Source organism: Actinospineispora acaciae DSM 45401 (assembly GCF_000620785.1).
Taxonomy (GTDB): domain Bacteria; phylum Actinomycetota; class Actinomycetes; order Mycobacteriales; family Pseudonocardiaceae; genus Pseudonocardia; species Pseudonocardia acaciae.
The window spans coordinates 49,332-66,403 of the sequence record NZ_JIAI01000003.1; the positions used below are offsets into that span (position 1 = coordinate 49,332).

The 17,072-nt window shown below is 73.0% G+C and carries 15 protein-coding genes and 1 pseudogene; 5 read left to right on the forward strand and 11 right to left on the reverse strand.

From position 1 onward, the window contains the following. Positions 1-3 precede the first annotated feature (3 nt). From N912_RS66475 to N912_RS0117055, 5 genes are all read right to left on the reverse strand, one after another. Positions 4-1,857, reverse strand: coding sequence for an APC family permease (locus tag N912_RS66475; RefSeq protein WP_064745304.1), 1,854 nt, complete (start codon positions 1,855-1,857; stop codon positions 4-6). 52 nt (positions 1,858-1,909) lie between these two features. Further along, positions 1,910-3,220 carry an MFS transporter gene (locus N912_RS0117040; RefSeq protein WP_028923358.1) on the reverse strand — a complete coding sequence of 437 codons (1,311 nt, stop codon included), beginning with the start codon at positions 3,218-3,220 and terminating at the stop codon, positions 1,910-1,912. Positions 3,221-3,319: 99 nt separating this feature from the next. Continuing rightward, positions 3,320-4,336, reverse strand: a complete 1,017-nt coding sequence (locus tag N912_RS0117045; RefSeq protein WP_037065220.1) for a zinc-dependent alcohol dehydrogenase — start codon at positions 4,334-4,336, stop codon at positions 3,320-3,322. Between the two features lie 21 nt (positions 4,337-4,357). After that, positions 4,358-4,825, reverse strand: coding sequence for a MarR family winged helix-turn-helix transcriptional regulator (locus tag N912_RS0117050; protein ID WP_028923360.1), 468 nt, complete (start codon positions 4,823-4,825; stop codon positions 4,358-4,360). 86 nt (positions 4,826-4,911) lie between these two features. Further along, positions 4,912-6,072: an MFS transporter gene (locus N912_RS0117055; RefSeq protein ID WP_028923361.1), complete on the reverse strand. Its 1,161-nt coding sequence runs from the start codon at positions 6,070-6,072 to the stop codon at positions 4,912-4,914. A gap of 165 nt (positions 6,073-6,237) precedes the next feature. Here N912_RS0117055 and N912_RS0117060 point away from each other — a divergent pair, with 165 nt between their 5' ends. Further along, positions 6,238-7,200 (forward strand): alpha/beta fold hydrolase, encoded by a 963-nt coding sequence (locus N912_RS0117060; protein ID WP_028923362.1) that lies wholly within the window; start codon positions 6,238-6,240, stop codon positions 7,198-7,200. 24 nt (positions 7,201-7,224) lie between these two features. On the opposite strand, the gene N912_RS0117065 is transcribed toward N912_RS0117060, so the two are convergent. The 3 genes from N912_RS0117065 to N912_RS52560 are packed head-to-tail and all read right to left on the reverse strand — an operon-like array spanning position 7,225 to position 10,191. Continuing rightward, a complete protein-coding gene (locus N912_RS0117065; RefSeq protein WP_028923363.1) occupies positions 7,225-8,106 on the reverse strand; it encodes a phosphotransferase enzyme family protein in 882 nt (293 codons plus the stop codon). 9 nt (positions 8,107-8,115) lie between these two features. Further along, positions 8,116-8,940: an alpha/beta fold hydrolase gene (locus N912_RS0117070; protein ID WP_028923364.1), complete on the reverse strand. Its 825-nt coding sequence runs from the start codon at positions 8,938-8,940 to the stop codon at positions 8,116-8,118. A 12-nt stretch (positions 8,941-8,952) separates the two neighbouring features. Further along, positions 8,953-10,191, reverse strand: coding sequence for an LLM class flavin-dependent oxidoreductase (locus N912_RS52560; RefSeq protein ID WP_037065227.1), 1,239 nt, complete (start codon positions 10,189-10,191; stop codon positions 8,953-8,955). Between the two features lie 98 nt (positions 10,192-10,289). Between N912_RS52560 and N912_RS60430 the strand changes: the two genes are divergently transcribed. Then, on the forward strand, positions 10,290-10,997 hold the full coding sequence (locus tag N912_RS60430) for an enoyl-CoA hydratase/isomerase family protein (protein ID WP_051580341.1): 708 nt from the start codon (positions 10,290-10,292) through the stop codon (positions 10,995-10,997). Between the two features lie 167 nt (positions 10,998-11,164). Here the strand turns inward: N912_RS60430 and N912_RS52570 are convergent, their stop codons facing one another. After that, complete coding sequence (locus N912_RS52570; RefSeq protein ID WP_156993691.1) at positions 11,165-12,370, reverse strand: Cmx/CmrA family chloramphenicol efflux MFS transporter; 1,206 nt, start codon at positions 12,368-12,370, stop codon at positions 11,165-11,167. Positions 12,371-12,593: 223 nt separating this feature from the next. Here N912_RS52570 and N912_RS0117090 point away from each other — a divergent pair, with 223 nt between their 5' ends. After that, positions 12,594-13,649, forward strand: coding sequence for a permease (locus N912_RS0117090; protein WP_051580343.1), 1,056 nt, complete (start codon positions 12,594-12,596; stop codon positions 13,647-13,649). Further along, positions 13,646-14,365, forward strand: coding sequence for a TIGR03943 family putative permease subunit (locus N912_RS0117095; protein WP_028923366.1), 720 nt, complete (start codon positions 13,646-13,648; stop codon positions 14,363-14,365). Before N912_RS0117090 ends, N912_RS0117095 begins: the two co-directional genes overlap by 4 nt. Positions 14,366-14,378: 13 nt before the next feature. Here the strand turns inward: N912_RS0117095 and N912_RS62095 are convergent. After that, positions 14,379-15,417, reverse strand: a pseudogene (locus N912_RS62095) (PHP domain-containing protein). After that, positions 15,417-15,752: an ArsR/SmtB family transcription factor gene (locus N912_RS0117105; protein WP_028923368.1), complete on the reverse strand. Its 336-nt coding sequence runs from the start codon at positions 15,750-15,752 to the stop codon at positions 15,417-15,419. The pseudogene N912_RS62095 and the gene N912_RS0117105 overlap by 1 nt, the downstream one beginning before the upstream one ends. A 94-nt stretch (positions 15,753-15,846) precedes the next feature. Between N912_RS0117105 and N912_RS52575 the strand changes: the two genes are divergently transcribed. Continuing rightward, positions 15,847-17,067: an MFS transporter gene (locus N912_RS52575; RefSeq protein WP_064745305.1), complete on the forward strand. Its 1,221-nt coding sequence runs from the start codon at positions 15,847-15,849 to the stop codon at positions 17,065-17,067. Positions 17,068-17,072 lie beyond the last annotated feature (5 nt).

Below are 17,072 nucleotides of genomic sequence, written 5' to 3' on the forward strand. Positions count from 1 at the left end.
ACCTCAGACTGTGCGACCCGATCCGGCCGGCACGGAAGGTCTTTCTCGCGCATCGGGAGCGGCCTCCCCCAGACCGGCCAGCGGGAAGCGCAGCCGGCAGACCACCGCGTCGGTGTGCCGCCCCACGTACCGGGCGACCACCGCGCCGCGCCGGTTGAACAGCGGCCGCTCCCACCAGCGCTCCGGGCGCACCTCGCCGACCAGCACCACCACGTGCTCCTCGTCCAGCGACCGCACATAGCGCGCGATCGGCGGCCCGAGCACCCGGTGCGCGGACTCCAGCAGCACCAGCGGCACGTCCGGGCGCCAGCACGCCCAGCGGCGCTGGAACTCCCTGGCGGCGGCCAGCTCCTCCGGCTCGGCGCCGAATACGACGTGCACCGCGACGGCCCGGTCGCCCATGGACATCGCGGCGGACAGCGTCCGCTCCGCCAGCCGGGTCAGCGCCACCACCGGGACGACCACCACCGAGTCGGCCGAGCGCGGCCGGGTCGGCTCCCGGTCCACGCCCAGCTCGGCGCCGATGCGGTGGTAGGCCCGCCGCACCGCGCCGAACAGCAGAACGAGCAGCGGAACGACCAGAACGATCAGCCAGGCGCCCTCGGTGAACTTCTCCACCGCGACCACCACCGCCGCGACCGCGGACAGCGCACAGCCCAGCGCATTGATCACCAGCCGGCCGCGCCGGCGCCAGCCCCGGCCACGGTGCCGCAGCCAGTGCCGCACCATGCCGAGCTGACACAGCGTGAACCCGACGAACACCCCCACCGCGAACAGCGGCACCAGCACGTTCACCTGCCCGCCGGAGAACACCAGCAGCCCTGCCGCCAGCACCGAGAGCACCAGCAGCCCGGCCCGGTAGACGTGCCGGTCCGCGCGCAGCCCGAACACGTGCGGCAGCGCGCCGTCGCGGGCCAGCTTGGCCAACAGCACCGGCAGCCCGCCGTACGAGGTGTTCGCCGCCACCATCAGCAGCACCACCGTGGCGAACTGCACCACCAGGTACCCCGCGCCGGTCCCGATCGAGCCCTCGGCGAGCAGCGACAGCAGCGTGCGGCCCTCGGTCGGGCGCGCGTCGAACAGCTGGACCAGCACCGCCAGCCCGATCAGCAGCGCGCCCAGGGTGACGCCCAGGCCCAGCTCCGCCTGGCGGGCCCGCCGCGCCCGGTCGGCCCGGAACGACGGGGTGGCGTTCGCGATCGCCTCGATGCCGGTCAGCGCGGAGCAGCCGTTCGCGAACGCGGCCAGTATCAGCAGCATCCCGACGCTCGCGCCGGCGGCGCCGGGACTGGGCGGCGGCAGCGGGTGCAGCGGCTGGCCCCTGACCACGCCGGCGACGATGCACGCCGCGAGGGCGGTCACGAACACGGCGGCCGGCACCGCGAACAACCGCCCGCCGGCCAGCACCCCGCGCAGGTTCACCCCGACCACCACCAGCAGCGCGAGCAGGCACAGCTCCAGCGTCCAGGGCAGCAGCGCGGGCACCGCCGAGGTGAGCGCGGCGACCCCGGCGGCCACCGAGACGGCCACGTTGAGCACGTAATCCACCACCAGCGACGCGGCGGCCACCAGCCCGGCGCGCGCGCCCAGGTTGCGCCTGGCCACCGTGTACGCGCCGCCGCCGTCCGGGTACGCGGCGATCACCTGCCGGTAGGACACCACCAGCACCGCGAGCAGCGCCACGATCAGCAGCGTCACCGGCAGCGTGAACGCGATGCCCGCCGCGCCGGCCACCGCCAGCGCGAGCACTATCGACTCCGGCCCGTACGCGCAGGACGCCAGCGCGTCCAGCCCCAGCGCCGCCACCCCGGTCAGCGCGCCCAGCCGATGCCGGTCGGACCCCGTCTTCGTGACCACGGCACGAGGATGCGGCCGGGAGACGGCGCCGGAGAACGATCCCTACGCGTTCTTAGCGTGCGCCGTCCGCCACACGCAGCGAGCGCCGGTACGGGTCGGGCGTGAACAGCGCGGTGACCACGGTGATCAATGCGAGCACCGTCATGTATACGGCGATCAGGTGGTACCCGCCGGTGAGCTGCAGCAGCGCGGTGGCCACCAGCGGCGCGAGCCCGCCGGCGAACACGCTGGCACCCTGCGCGCCGATGGACGCGCCGCTGTAGCGGACCCTCGGCTCGAACAGCTCGGAGTAGAACGCCGGCTGCGGCGCGTACACCGCGCTGTTGCCCACGTTCACGCAGATCACCGTGACCAGGCAGATCACCGGCACCGACAGGCTGTGCAGCCCCCAGAAGTACGGCCAGCTCATCGCGGCCAGCAGGATCGAGCCGAACAGCACCACGGGGCGCCGGCCGATCCGGTCCGACAGCGCGCCGTAGAACGGCAGGCTGAACAGCCCCAGCGCGGACGAGATGATCACGGCGAGGAGCAGGTCGTCGCGTTTGAGCGCGAGCACCGTGGTGCCGTAGCTGAGCACGAACGTGGTGTGGATGTAGAACGTGCCGTTCTCCGCGAACCGCAGCCCGGCCGCGCGCAGCACGTCCTTCGGCTGGGTGCGCAGCACCGCGATCACCGGTTGCCGCTCGATCCGCCCGGCCGCCTTCACCGCCGCGAACTCCGGTGACTCGCTGACCCGCAGCCGCACCGCCAGCCCGACGGCGATGAGCACGATCGAGGCCAGGAACGGCACCCGCCAGCCCCAGGACTGGAACGCCTGGTCTGACATGGTCGCCGACAGCACCAGGAAGGCCAGGTTGGACACCAGCATCCCGGCCGGCACGCCGGTCTGCGGCCAGCTTCCGTAGAACCCCTTCCGGTGCGGCGGCGCGTGCTCGACGGCCATCAGCGCGGCCGCTCCCCATTCGCCGCCGAGGCCGATGCCCTGGACGATCCGCAGCGCGACCAGCAGGATCGGCGCGGCGATGCCGATCGAGGCGTACCCGGGGAGCAGCCCGACGCAGAACGTGCCGCCGCCCATCAGCAGCAACGTCAGCACCAGCATGGACTTGCGCCCGACCCGGTCGCCGTAGTGCGCGAACACCACCCCGCCGACCGGCCGCGCCACGAACCCCACCCCATAGGTGCTGAACGCGAGCAACGTCCCCATCAGCGGCGAGACGTTCGGGAAGAACTGCTTGTTGAACACCAGCGCGGCCGCGACGCCGTAGGCGAAGAAGTCGTACCACTCGATGCTGGTGCCGATCAGCGTGGCCCAGGCCACGAACCCGATCTTGCGGTCGGGCACGGTGGGAGAAGGATGCATCGTTGGATCCTTTGCCGCTCGGAGCTTTCGGAGCTTTCGGAAGGATCCAAGCTAGCGGCTGTATACCTCATGGAGTAGACGGTTCGCCGTCGACCGTTCTCAGCCGTCGACGCGGACCAGCACCTTCACCTGGTCCGGATCGTCCCCCGCCGCGAACGCCTCGGCGGCCCGGTCCAGCGGGAACGTCGCCGTCACCAGGTCCTCGGCGGCCACCTCGCCGGTGTTCAGCAGCGAGATCGCGCGCCGCATGTCCTCCCCGGTGTACATCAGGCTGCCGATCACCGACAGCTCCCGGTCCTGCACCAGGTGCAGCGGCACGGTGGTCGGCCCGGCCGGGACCCCGACCACCGTCACCACGCCGCCCTTGTCCACCAGCTCGCAGGCCTGCGCCATCGACGCCGCCACCGCCACGCAGTCGAACACCACGTCGAACCCGTCGCCGCTCGCCGACGCCCGCGCGACCATGTCCGGGTCGGTGGCGTCCAGCACCGCGTCGGCCCCCAGCGCGGCGGCCCGTTCCCGCTTGCCGGCCAGCACGTCGCTGACCACCACCGTGTCCGCACCCGCCGCGCGCGCCGCAACCAGCACCAACAGCCCGATCGGCCCGGCGCCGAGCACCGCGACCCTGGCGCCGGCCCCCACGCCCGCCGTGCGCACCGCATGCACCGGCGTGGCCAGCGGCTCGACCAGCGCGGCCAGCTCGTCGGACATCCGCTTCGGCACCCGGTGCAACCGGTCGGCCGCGACCAGGAACGCGTCCGCCATGCCGCCGGCCGTCTGGCACCCGAACACCGCCAGCTCGCGGCAGATGTTGTACCGCCCGGCCCGGCACTGCCGGCACCGCCCGCACGTCAGGTTCGGCTCCACCACCACCCGGTCGCCCGCCGCGACCCCGTCCACCCCGGAGCCGACCGCCTCGACAACCCCGACCACCTCGTGCCCCGGCCGGTACGGCAGCTCGATGAACGGATGCGTCCCCGCCCGCGCGTGCAGGTCCGACCCGCAGATCCCCACCACCCGCGACAACACCCGCGCCTGCCCGACACCGGGCTCCCCCGGCGCCGCCACCCGCTCGACCCGGACGCTCCCGTCCGCGCCCACCACGACCTGCCGCATCCGCCCCACCCGACCCAGGACTCAGGGCTGGGGCTGGAGCGAGCGGTCGGGGTCGGGGATGGCGATCGCGGAGATGAGGTGCGCCAGTTCGGGGGTGCGGCTGGCGGCGTCGGTGAGCTCGTGGCGCAGCGTGGTGTTGTGCGTCGGGCGGGCGCGTTCGAGCAGCTCGAAGCCGGCCGGGGTGACCTCGCTGTAGATGCCCCGGCGGTCGTCGGCGCACAGGTATCGGGCGAGCAGGCCCCGGTCCTCCAGGCGGGTCACCAGCCGGGTGGTGGCGCTCTGGCTCAGCGCCATCGCGGTGGCCAGCTGGTTCATCCGCAGGTGGTGCGCGACCTGCCGGGACAGCAGCTCCAGCACGCCGTACTCGCTGACGCTCAGGTCGTGCTCGGCCTGCAGCACCCGCTCCAGCCGCGCCTCGATCCGGGCGTGCAGCACGGCGAGCAGCCGCCAGCCGTGGACCTGGGCTTCGACCTCGTCGTCGGGCAGCAACGGCTTCTCCTTCCGTACGCCGGACCCTTGACACCACCATAGCTCGACACGCCGGTAACCGGCGCCCGCAATGTTCTACACCGAGCTCACGTTCTCACCAGGTCGGCCGAGCGCCTGCGCGCCGAGGCGGCGAGCAGCACGACCAGGCCGGCCGCCGTCACCAGTGCGCCCACCCACAGCGGCGAGGTGAACCCGAGGCCGGCGCCGATGGCCAGCCCGCCCAGCCAGGCGCCGAGGGCGTTGCCGATGTTGAACGCGGCGATGTTGCTGCCCGAGGCCAGGGTCGGGGCGTCCTCGGCGTGGCGCATGATCCGCAGTTGCAGGCCGGGCACGGTGGCGAAACCGGCCGCGCCCATCAGCGCCAGCGACACCACGGTCATGACCTTGTTCTGCGCGGTCAGCGAGAAGACGACCAGCACGGCGATGAGCACCGCGAGGATGACCACCAGCGACGGCGTCAGCGCCCGGTCCGCCGCCCGGCCGCCGAGGATGTTGCCGACGAACAGCCCGGCGCCGAACAGGATGAGCAGCCACGGCACCGCGCCGGAGGCGAAGCCGCTGACCTCGGTGAGGGTGAACGCGATGTAGGTGAAGCCGCCGAACATGCCGCCGTAGCCCAGGATCGTGATCACCGCGGACGCCCACACCTGCGGCCGGCGGAACACCCCGGCCTCGGCGCGCAGCCCCACCTCCGCGCTCGCCGGCGTCACCGGGACCAGCCGCCACAGGCCGACCAGCGCGACGACGCCGATCACCGTGATCGCCCAGAACGTGGACCGCCAGCCCAGCTGCTGGCCGAGCAGCGTGCCCAGCGGGACGCCGAGCACGTTGGCGATGGTCAGCCCGCCGAACATCATCGCGATGGCGTTGGCCTTGCGGTCCGGCGCGACCAGGTTGGCCGCGACCACCGAGCCGATGCCGAAGAACGCCCCGTGGCACAGCGCGGCCACCACCCGCCCGAGCATCATCACGCCGTAGGACGTGGCCAGCGCCGACATCAGGTTGCCCGCGATGAACAGCACCATCAGCGACATCAACGCCGCCTTGCGGTCGAACCGGGTGAGCACGGCGGTCAGCGCGATGGCGCCGACGGCGACGCTCAGCGCGTAGCCGGAGATCAGGTACCCGGCCACCGGCTCGCTGACCGCGAAGTCCGCCGCCACCTCGGGCAGCAGACCCATGATCACGAACTCGGTGAGGCCGATACCGAAGCCGCCCAGTGCGAGGGCGATGAGGCCGGCAGGCATGTCTGGAGTCCTCCGATAGCAGGTCTGTGTAGGTAACAAGCGTCTGCAATCATTGCGCGCGCGGGTTATCGTCGCAACGAAGCGTGACCGAACGCACCCGGAGGCGTCATCCAGCGGTCATCTCGGCGTCCGAAACGAACGCTCGACCAGCGATAGGGTCGGGTCATGAGCGGGATCAACCACCGGGACGTCACGGTGAACGGGCTGCGGATGCGGATCGCCGAGGCCGGCGAGGGGCCGCTGGTGCTGCTGCTGCACGGCTTCCCGGAGAGCTGGTACTCCTGGCGGCATCAGCTGCGGGCGCTGGCCGAGGCGGGCTTCCACGCGGTGGCCCCGAACCAGCGCGGCTACCCCGGCACGGACGCCCCGGCGGACGTCGAGGACTACACGATCCTGCACCTGGTCGGGGACGCGATCGGCCTGGTCACCGAGCTGGGCGAGCGGACCACCACGGTGGTCGGGCACGACTGGGGCGCCCCGGTCGCCTGGCACGCGGCGCTGCTGCGGCCGGACGTGGTGCGCGGCGTGGCCGGGCTGAGCGTGCCGCACATCCCCCGCTCGCCGGTGCGCCCGTTGACGGCGCTGCGCGAGCGGTTCGGCGAGCGCTTCTACCAGCTCTACTTCCAGCGTCCCGGCGTGGAGGCGGAGTTCGAGGCCGACCTGGACCGGACGTTCCGCACCCTGCTCTACGGCATCTCCGGGGACGGCCGAGGCGGCCGGGACATGCTCGTCGACGTGGACAAGGGCTTCCTCGGCGCCTGGACGCCGCCGCCCGAGCTACCGGCCTGGCTGGCCGAGGCGGACATCGCCGCGTACACCGAGGAGTTCGCCGGCGCCAGCTTCACCGGCCCGCTGAACTGGTACCGCAACATCGACCGCAACTGGGCGCTCACCGCCGCCTGGGACGGCGCGACGATCAGCCCGCCCGCGCTCATGCTCGCCGGCGACCGCGACCCGGTGATCTCCTGGTTCGACCGCGACCGGCTGGAACAGGGCATCCGCCGAGGCGTCCCCGACCTGCGCCGGTTCGAGCTGCTGCCCGGCGCCGGGCACTGGATCCAGCAGGAGCGCCCGGACGAGGTCAACGCCGCGCTCGTCGACTTCGCCAAACAAGCCGTGAGTGGCTAGGGGCGCTATGACACCCCTGGCCACTCACGGGTGCGGCAGCGCGCCCACGAAGTAGCGGATGCCGGCGTCCCAGCCGTCGGTGTCGCCGAGCGTGTCCCGGTAGGTGATCAGGCACAGGGCCACGTGCAGGGCGCGCAGTTCGGAGCAGCGCGCCATCGTCTCCGGAACCGGACGGTGGTGGGCGGCGACCGCGTCCGGGTCCTGCTGGTGCAGCAACGCCAGGTCCCATTCGACGGGGCCGGTGCAGACGTCCTCGAAGTCGATCCACACGAAGCCGTCGGCGGTGGCCACGATGTTGCCGGGGTGCGCGTCGCCGTGCAGGGGCTGCAGCTCCCCCGGCGGCGCCTGCCAGAACGGGCGCAGCCGGTCAGCCGCCGCGCGCAGCCGGTCGGCCTCGGCGGGGGTGAGCGGGCCGGGGTCCGCGTCCAGCGCGGCCAGGCCACGAGGGATCTCGTTCGCGGCGGGCGCGAGCAGCGGCAGCTCGCCCGGGTAGCCGCGCAGCGCGGCGTGCAGGTCGGCGAGCATGGCGGCGCAGTCGGCGGTGCCGACCGTGCGGTCCGGGTCGGCGCGCAGGTGCGTCCAGAAGCTGATCGCGAAGCCGTCCCGTTCGTGCGGCCCGGCCGGCAGCTCGGCGCTGGGTGCGACCACCGGCGCGCCCTGGCCGGCCAGCCAGCCGGTGACGTCCACCTCGCGGCGCAACCAGTCCTCGGCCGGACGGCGCATCACCGGCGCCCAGGTGGCCACCCGCGCCACCACCGGGGCCGGCGCGAGGTGCACCATCAGCGAGAACAGGTCGTTCAGGACGACCGGCTCACCGACCCGCAGGCCGTGCTCCCCGGCCACCGCGACGGCGGCGGCCAGCCCGCGCCTCGAACACTCCTCGCGCCGCGCGCTCCTCGTCCCCACACGAGGACGCTACCCGGGCAGCTCCTGCGACGGCCGGTCCAGGAAGCCGAGCACGGCGCGGCGCACCGGCTCGGGCTGCTCCAGGTGCGGCAGGTGCCCGGCGTCGGGCACCAGCGTCGTCTCCGAGCGGCGCAGCAGCCCGGCGAACTCCTCCGCGTAGACCGGCGACACCAGCTTGTCCAGCTCGCCCCAGACCAGCAGGGTGGGCGCGGACACCCGGTGGATGCGCCGGCGCAGGCCCTTGTCCGGCAGCGGCCAGATGAAGTGCAGGACGCTGGCCATCCGCACGGCGGCCTCGAACAGCGCCTGCGGGTCGTCAGCCGGCGGGGTGAGCATCTCGGCCAGCGGACCCGTCGGGTCGGCCAGCACCAGCGCGGGCAGCTCACCCTTCGGGACGGCGGCGATGTCCGGGATCGGGGCGTCGTCGCGCCACAGCCCGATCGGCGCGATCAGCGCGAGCCGGGACACCCGGCGCGGGTTGTTCGCGGCCAGCTCGGTGGCCACCATGCCGCCGAACGAGTGGCCGACCACCGACACCGCGTCCAGCCCCAGCCCGTCGAGCAGCTCGTCGTAGAACAGCACCAGCTCCCAGATCCCGGGCAGGTGGGTCAGCGCGTCGGACTCGCCGGCCCCGGGGTGCTCCACGGCGTACACCGTGTGCCCGGCCGCGAGCGCCTCCAGGAACGGGTCCCACATCAGCCCGCCCGCGCCGTGCAGGAACAGCACCGGCTCGCCCGTGCCGGCGACCAGCACCCGCGCCTGGACGCGACCGCCGAGCACCGGGACCAGCCGCTCGGTGACGTTCTCGGGGAGCTTCGTCCCGGTCGTGGTCATGTAACGACCCCCTCAGGCGGCGGTGGTGGCGGCGGACCGGTCGGCGGCGCCCTGCGGCCACCACTTGTGCTCCCAGCCCTCGGCGTCCCAGACGTGCCTGATCCGGGGCATGACCTCCTCGGCGAACAGCGTGATGTTCTTCTCGGTCAGGTCGTGCGGCATCGAGCCGATCTGCAGCAGCGCGTGCAGGTTGCCCACCCGCAGCGTCTTGGCCACCTCGATCAGCTTGTCGGCCACCGTGGCCGGGCTGCCGGCGATGATGAAGCCCTCCTCGTTGAGGGTCTTCCAGTTCTTCTCCAGCGCGGCGGACGCGGCGATCACGCCCGGCTGGTTGGTCTTGATCGCGAACTCGGTGCTCTTGCGCGTCCGGTAGCCGGGGGCCTCGAAGAAGTAGGGCGGGATGTGCAGGCACTTGTTGAAGAAGTACGCGCAGTGCTCCAGGTACTCCTGCTCGGCGCGCTCGTCGGTCTCGGAGACGCAGATCTGCTGGGCGAACCCGGCCCGGAACGGGTTGCGGTCCACGCCCAGCTCGTCCATCCGGCTCCAGAACCCGTCCATCAGCTTCTTGCCGAACTTGGCGCCGAAGAAGCTCAGGTAGCTGTAGGTGTAGTCGCGGCGGGCGGCCAGGTCCCAGGTCTCCACCGAGCCGCCGCCGGCCAGCCACACCGGCGGGTGCGGCTTCTGCAGCGGCTGCGGCCACGGGTTGACGTAACGGAGCTGGTTGAACTCCCCGTTGAAGCTGAACGGGCCCGGCTCGGTCCAGGCCTTGATGATCAGCTCCTCGGCCTCCCGGAACCGGGGCCTGGTCTGCGTCGGGGTGACGCCGTAGCAGAAGTTGACGTCCATCGAGGTGCCCACCGGGAAGCCGGCGGCCAGCCGCCCGTGCGAGAGCACGTCGAGCATGGCGAACTCCTCGGCCACCCGGGTGGCCGGCGAGTACAGCGCGAGCGTGTTGCCCAGCACCATGATCGCGGAGTTGTTCGGGGTGCGGCGGGCCAGCGCGGCGGCCATCAGGTTCGGCGAGGCCATGAACCCGTAGCCGTTCTGGTGGTGCTCGTTCACGCCCACGCCGTCGAAGCCCAGCCGGTCGGCCAGCTCCAGCTCGTCGAGGTTCCACTCGTAGTACTGCGCGACCTTCTTCGGATCGCACAGCTCGGTGTTCGGCGGGGTGACCCAGATGCTCTCGTACTTCGTCTCGAAGTCCGCCGGCAGATCGCGGTACGGCATCAGATGAAAGAAGATCGACTTCATTGTCAGTCCTCCGGTCGGGGGCGACACATCACGTTACGCCGAACGCTCGTTCAGATGAACCCCTTTGGTTTGCGCAACAAACGATATGGTCGCTCACCGTGACAGCCATACGGACCGAACGCACCGGCGACACGCTGCGGATCACCCTCGCAAGGCCGGCGAAGCTGAACGCCCTGCGGCCCGAGGACATCGAGGCGCTGCGGGCGGCGATGCGCCTGGAGGACGGGGTGCGGGCGGTGGTGTTCGCCGGCGAAGGCGGGCGGGCGTTCAGCGCCGGCATGCACCTCGACACGTTCGGCTCGCTGACCAGGGAGTCGGCCCGCTCGTTCATCGCCGGCCTGCGCAACATGCTGGCCGCCGTGCGCACCGCCCCGGTGCCGACGCTGTGCGCGGTGGACGGCTACTGCCTGGGCGTCGCGTTCGAGCTGGCCCTGGCCTGCGACCTGCGCGTGGCGACCACCCGCTCGACGTTCGGCCTGCCCGAGATCAAGGTGGGCATCCCCTCCGTGGCCGACGCCGCCCTGCTCTCCCAGCACGTCGGCCTGAGCCTGGCCAAGGAGATCATCCTGACCGGCGACCTCTACCCCGTCACCCGCTTCGCCACCACCGGCCTGTGCAACGCCGTGGTCGACCCCACCGCCCTGACGGCCACCACCGAAACCCTCCTGTCCAAGCTCACCCCCCACGACCCCGCCGCCATGGCCTCCCAAAAGCGCCTCTTCGAAACCTGGCAGAACACCGCACTAGCCCCCGGCACCGACGTCTCCGTCCACGAGTTCGCCACCATGTTCCCCCCGTCCCCCTGACCCCTCCGTCCGCGAGTCGGACCGTCGTCGTCACCGCCCGCGAGTCGGGGTTTTTGTCAGGGTGAGTCGCGGATTTCGTCAGACGGAGCCAGGATCGCGAGTCACGGACCCTGTCAGCGCGAGTCCCCCTCTCAGGCGCCGTCAGTCGGCCTGACGGAATTCCCGACTCACCCTGACGAAAGTCCCGACTCGCGGGTGTGAGGTACGCCAGGGCCGGGTGTTTCCAGCGCGCGCGACACCAAGCCGAGCCCGAGCGCCGCGCCCGCCAGCACCGCGCCGAGCACGGCCGGGGCGCGTAGACCCAGGCCGGCGATCACCAGCCCGCCCAGCCACGGCCCCACCGTGTTGCCGACGTTGAACGCCGACGCGTTCGCCGCGCTGGCCAGCGTCGGCGCCGGGCCGGCGAGCGCGAACACCCGGGCGGTCAGCGCCGTACCCGCCACGAACACGGCGAGCCCGAGCACGAACGCGGCGACCATCGGCACGCCGGGCACCCTGGCCGCGGCCGCCAGCACCAGCAGCGCGCACGCGATCACTCCCAGCGCGAGGTACAGCGTGCCCCACGGCCGCGCGTCCGCCCACCGGCCGCCCAGCCGCACCCCGACCAGGCTGCCCACCCCGTACAGCGTGAGCACCACCGGCACCGCGCCGCCCGGCAGGCCCGCGACGTCCGTGACCACCGGAGCCAGGTAGCCGAACGCGCCCATCACGCCGGCCTCGAACACCGCCGAGGTGCCCAGCGCCAGCCACAGCCGGCCGCTCCGAAACGCCCGAACCTCGGCCCGCACCCCCACCGCCGGCCCGCCGCCGACACCGGACACCGGCAGCCACCCCCAGATCCCGGCCATCGCGACCACGGCCGCCACCGCGATCGCCCAGAACGTGGCCCGCCAGCCCCATTGCTGGCCGACCAGCGTGCCCAGCGGCACCCCCAGCACGTTCGCCGTGGTCAGCCCGCCGAGCAACAGCGACAACGCGCGGGCCCGCTGCCCCGGGGGGACCATGCTCACCGCGACCACCCCGGCCACCGCCCAGAACGCGCCGGTGGCCGCCGCCGTGATCACCCTGGCCACCATCAGCGTCGGGTAGTCGCCGGCCAGCGCGCCGAGCACCTGGCCGGCGGCGAACAGGCCCAGCGCGCCCAGCAGCGTGGCCCGGCGCGGCAGCCGCAGCGTGAGCACCGCCAGCACCGGCGCGCCGACCACCATCGCGACGGCGAACGCCGAGATCAACAAGCCGGCCTCGGGCAGCGAGACGCCCAGGTCGGCGGACAGCTCGGGGAGCAGGCCCGCGATCACGAACTCGGTGGTGCCGAGCACGAAGATGCTCGCGCCGAGCAGGTACACCGCACCCGGGGTGCGCGCTTCTGACACAGGTTTCCTTTCGCGACAAAGCTGCGACCGGAGAGAGGGGATTGCGCCGGAGAAAGCCCGGACTCGACACCGCCGGCGGGCCACCGGATCATCCGGCGGGCACTTCGCGACGGCCCCCTCACCCTACCCCGCGCCGGCCGGCCACTCCGATCGGCGGAATGCGCGCCGCCGACCCGGGAGCGCGCGCCCAAAACGCCGCGCCGGGCCGACCTCCGCTGGCACGATGACCGCCGTGACCGGCACCAGTGGAACCACCGACACCACCGATCTCACCAGCACCACCGACGACCCGCCGCCGCGTGCCCGCCGCCGGATCACCTCGACGCAGGTGTTCTGCGCGCTGGTCGTGGCCGCGCTGCTGCTCCAGGGGCCGATCGCCGCCACGCTGGACGCCCCGGCCGTGCGCACGGCCGCGACCGTCTTCGTCGCGGTGTGCGTGCAGGCGCTGCCGTTCCTGGTGCTCGGCGTGGTGCTCTCCGGGCTGATCGCCGCGTTCGTCTCCCCCGCCGCGCTCGGGCGGCTGCTGCCGAGGCGGTCCGCGCTGGCGGTGCCGGTGGCCGGGTTGGCCGGCGCGGTCATGCCGGGCTGCGAGTGCGCCTCGGTGCCGGTGGCGCGCCGGCTGATCGGCCAGGGACTTCCGGACGCCGCCGCGCTGACCTTCCTGCTGGCCGCGCCGGCGATCAACCCCGTGGTGCTGGTGGCCACGGCGGTGGCGTTTCCCGGCGAACCCGGCATGGTGCTGGCGCGGTTCGCCGGTTCGCTGGCCACGGCGGTGGTGATGGGCTGGCTGTGGGCGCGGCTGGGACGGGCGGAGTGGATCGCGGACCGGGTGCGGCGGCGAGTGCGGCCGGGCACGGGCGGCGGCGCGCGCTGGTGGACGTTCGTGGAGACCGCGCGGCACGACCTGGTCGGGGCCGGCGGGTTCCTGGTGCTCGGCGGGCTGACCTCGGCGGTGCTCAACGTCGCGGTCCCGGCGGCGTGGCTGGAGGGCCTGGCCGGTCAGCTCGTGCTGGGCATCGTGGTGATGGCGCTGCTCGCGGTGCTGCTGGCGCTGTGCAGCGAGGCCGACGCGTTCGTGGCCGCCTCGCTGGCCACCCTGCCGCTGCTGCCCAGGCTGGTGTTCCTGGTGGTCGGGCCGGCGGTGGACGTCAAGCTGATCGCGCTGCAGTCCGGCACGTTCGGGCGGGCGTTCGCTGCCAGGTTCGCGCCCGTCACGTTCGTGGTGGCGGTGGCCTGCGGCACGGCCGCGGGGCTGGTCGTGCTGGGCGGCGCGCGGTGAGGCGGGACACCCAGAACCTGCTGCTGGTGCTGCTCGGCGGCGCGCTGGTGAAGATCTCGGTGACGGACATCTTCCTGCGGTACGTCAAGCCCGATCACCGCTGGTACCTGCTCGCCGCCGGCGCGGCCATCCTGGTGCTGGCCTCGGCGAGCCTGGTCCGGGACGCGCGCGCCGCCCGCGCCGGCCGGTCACGGGACCACGGTCACGGTCACCGCGAGCCGCACAGCCCGTGGCTGCTGCTCCTGCCGGTGCTGGCGATCTTCCTGGTGGCGCCGCCGGCGCTGGGGGCGGACTCGGTGGAGCGGGCGGGCGCTCAGAACGCGGTGGTCGCCGCCCCGGACTCCGGGCGGTTCGCGCCGCTGCCTTCCGGTGACGCGCCCGAGCTGCGGCTGTCCGACTTCGTGGCGCGCGCGGTCTGGGACGGCTCGCACGAGCTTGCCGACCGGGACGTCACGCTGACCGGGTTCGTGGTGCGGCGCGGCGGCTCGGTCGAGCTGGCCCGGATGGTGATCACCTGCTGCGCGGCGGACGCCCGCCCGATGGTGGTCAGGCTGGCCGGGGCCGGGGCCGTGCAAGGGCTGGAGGCGGACGGCTGGCTGCGGGTGCGGGCCCGGCTGGTGGGCGGCGGCGCGGCGGTGGTCGACGGGTACGTGCCGACCGTTCGGGTGCTGGACGCGGTGCCGATCGCGGCGCCGGCGGAGGCGTACGAGTACTGACAAAAATCCCGACTCACCCTGACAAAAGTCCCGACTCGCGGGTGTTTATGACCCGGTCTGGGGGGATGGCGCAGGCGGCGGCGCGGGTGACGCCGTAGGGGAGCCAGTCGAGTTGGCCGGGGGCGTGGGCGTCGGTGTCGAGGGAGAACGTGCAGCCGGCGGCTAGGGCTTGGCGGAGGAGGCGGGTGGGGGGGGTCTTGGCGTTCGGGGCGGCAGTTGATTTCTACGGCCACGTTGTGGGCGGCGCAGGCGTCGAACACCGCGGCGGCGTCGAAGGTGGACTCGGGGCGTTTGCGGTCGCCGGTGACCATTCGGCCGGTGCAGTGGCCGAGGATGTCGACCCGGGGGTTGGCGATGGCGGTGAGCATCCGCTCGGTCATCTCGGGCGCGGGCATTCGGAGCTTGGAGTGGACGCTGGCCACCACCAGGTCGAGCTGGGCCAGTAGGTCGTCCGACTGGTCCAGCGAGCCGTCCTCCAGGATGTCCACCTCGATGCCGGTCAGGATCACGAACGGGGCCAGCCGGTCGTTCAGCTCGGCCACCACGTCGAGCTGGCGGCGCAGCCGGTCGGCGGACAGGCCGTTGGCCACGGTCAGGCGGGGTGAGTGGTCGGTCAGGACCATGTACTCGTGGCCCAGGTCGCGGGCGGTCAGGGCCATCTCCTCGATCGGCGAGCCGCCGTCGGACCAGTCGGAGTGGGTGTGGCAGTCGCCGCGCAGCGCCGCCCGCAACGCCGCCGCGTCCCCGTCCAGTGACGGGATCGGCGGGATCGAGCTGCGCTGCGCCACGCCGGTGACGGCCGAGGCCTCCAGCTCGCGCAGGTACTCCGGCTCCTCGCCGTCCAGCGACTGCCGCACGCAGCGCGCGGTGGTGTCGCCGACGCCTTTCAGCGACGTCAACCCCCGGCCACGCGCCAGCGTGTCCAGGTCGTCGCGGCCGGCCAGGACGTTGGCGGCGGTCCGGAAGGCGCGCACCCGGTAAGTCGACGAGTGCGCTCGCTCCAGCAGGAACGCGATCCGCCGCAGGTCGGCAACGGGGTCACGAGCCGGCATCAGAGCTCGCCGGTGCGCGGCGGGGCGGCGTTGATGATCGCGTCGAGCAGGCCGGGGAACCGCCGCTGCAGGTCGTCGTGGCGCAGCCGGCTGGGCCGGGCGTTGCCGTCGATGCGGCTGGACACGATCCCGCACTCGCGCAGCACGCCGAGGTGGTGCGACACCGTGGACACCTTCACCGGCACGTTCAGCGCGGTGCAGGTGGACTCGCCGACGTTGTTCAGCTCGCGCACGATCAGCAGCCGCACCGGGTCGGCCAGCGCCGCCAGCACGGTCTGGACGTCGACCTCCGCCAGATCGGGCTGGGGCAGCCAGGTCTCACCGGTGTCCCGCATCGCCACATCTTACGGTCGTCACCGTATTACGACCTCCATCGGAATTGAGTTACGATCGCCATCGTAGTTCGACAACGATCGGAAGAGGTTGTTCATGCCCGAGACGCAGATCCGATGGAAGACGCCGGCGGCGATACTGGCCGTCGGCACCTTCGCGGTGGGCACCGACGCGTTCGTGATCGCCGGCGTGCTGCCGTCCATCGCGTCCTCGCTGGGCGTCGGCCTGGCCGCGGCCGGCCAGTTGGTGACGGTGTTCTCGCTGGCCTACGCGTTGACCGCGCCGGTGCTCGGGATGCTCACCGCCGGCTGGTCGCGGCGCACCGCGCTGGTGGTGGCGCTGGCCGCGTTCACGGTCGGCAACGTGCTCACCGCGCTCGCGCCCGACTACGGGCTGGTGCTGGCCTCCCGGGTGCTCGCGGCGGCCGGCGCGGCGCTGTTCACCGCCACCGCGAGCGCCACCGCCGCCGGCCTGGCCGGGCCGACGCACCGCGGCCGGGCGATCGCGATAGTCATGTTCGGGATCACCTCGTCGCTGGTGCTCGGCGCGCCGCTGGGCACCGCGATCGGCGGGCTGGCCGACTGGCGCGCCACGCTCTGGTTCGTCACCGTGCTGGGGCTGGTCGCGGCCGTGCTGCTGCGGCTCCGCCTCCCCCGGCTGGCACCGACCAGAGCGACGGCCGAAGGCACGGACGCGGACGCGACGGCGCTGCGGCAACGGCTCGCCCCGCTGGCCGACCGCCGGGTGCTCGGGCTGCTGACCCGCACGCTGGTGGTGTTCACCGGCATCTACCTGCCGTACACCTACCTCAGCGCGGTGTACCAGCCGGCCACCGGCGACGACGGCAACAAGCTGGCGCTGGCGCTGCTGCTGTTCGGCGTGGCCGGCACCGCCGGGAACCTGGCGGCCGGCGCGCTGGCCGACCGGTTCGACCCGCGCCGGGTGATCGTCGTCGGCACCCTGGCGCCGACCGTCGCGCTGCTCGCGGTGCCGGCGCTGCGCGGTTCGATGGCCACCGCCGTGGTCGCCGTGCTGGTGACCGGCGTGCTCTCGTTCACCGTCACCACCCCGCAACAGCAGCAGCTGGTCGCCATGTCCCCCGGCGCGCAGTCGGTGGTCACCTCGCTGTACCAGTCGGTGCTCTACCTCGCGGTGTCGCTGTCCGGCGTGCTCGGCGGGCTCGGGCTGAACCTGGTCGGGGCCGCCGCGCTGGCCCCGGTCGCCGCCGGGTTCGTGCTGTTGGCCTCGGTGCTGTCGTGGGCCAGCGGCCGGGAGCGCGTTGCCAAGGCCGACTTGCAAGGCCGGCGGGCTGCCTAGGATGC

Excerpts from the sequence above, each read along its gene's own strand:
- N912_RS0117040 (WP_028923358.1), bottom strand. The coding sequence starts at position 3,220 with ATGCATCCTTCTCCCACCGTGCCCGACCGCAAGATCGGGTTCGTGGCC.
- N912_RS0117045 (WP_037065220.1), bottom strand. The coding sequence starts at position 4,336 with ATGCGGCAGGTCGTGGTGGGCGCGGACGGGAGCGTCCGGGTCGAGCGG.
- N912_RS0117055 (WP_028923361.1), bottom strand. The coding sequence starts at position 6,072 with ATGCCTGCCGGCCTCATCGCCCTCGCACTGGGCGGCTTCGGTATCGGC.
- N912_RS0117060 (WP_028923362.1), top strand. The coding sequence starts at position 6,238 with ATGAGCGGGATCAACCACCGGGACGTCACGGTGAACGGGCTGCGGATG.
- N912_RS0117070 (WP_028923364.1), bottom strand. The coding sequence starts at position 8,940 with ATGACCACGACCGGGACGAAGCTCCCCGAGAACGTCACCGAGCGGCTG.
- N912_RS52560 (WP_037065227.1), bottom strand. The coding sequence starts at position 10,191 with ATGAAGTCGATCTTCTTTCATCTGATGCCGTACCGCGATCTGCCGGCG.
- N912_RS0117090 (WP_051580343.1), top strand. The coding sequence starts at position 12,594 with ATGACCGCCGTGACCGGCACCAGTGGAACCACCGACACCACCGATCTC.
- N912_RS0117105 (WP_028923368.1), bottom strand. The coding sequence starts at position 15,752 with ATGCGGGACACCGGTGAGACCTGGCTGCCCCAGCCCGATCTGGCGGAG.
- N912_RS52575 (WP_064745305.1), top strand. The coding sequence starts at position 15,847 with ATGCCCGAGACGCAGATCCGATGGAAGACGCCGGCGGCGATACTGGCC.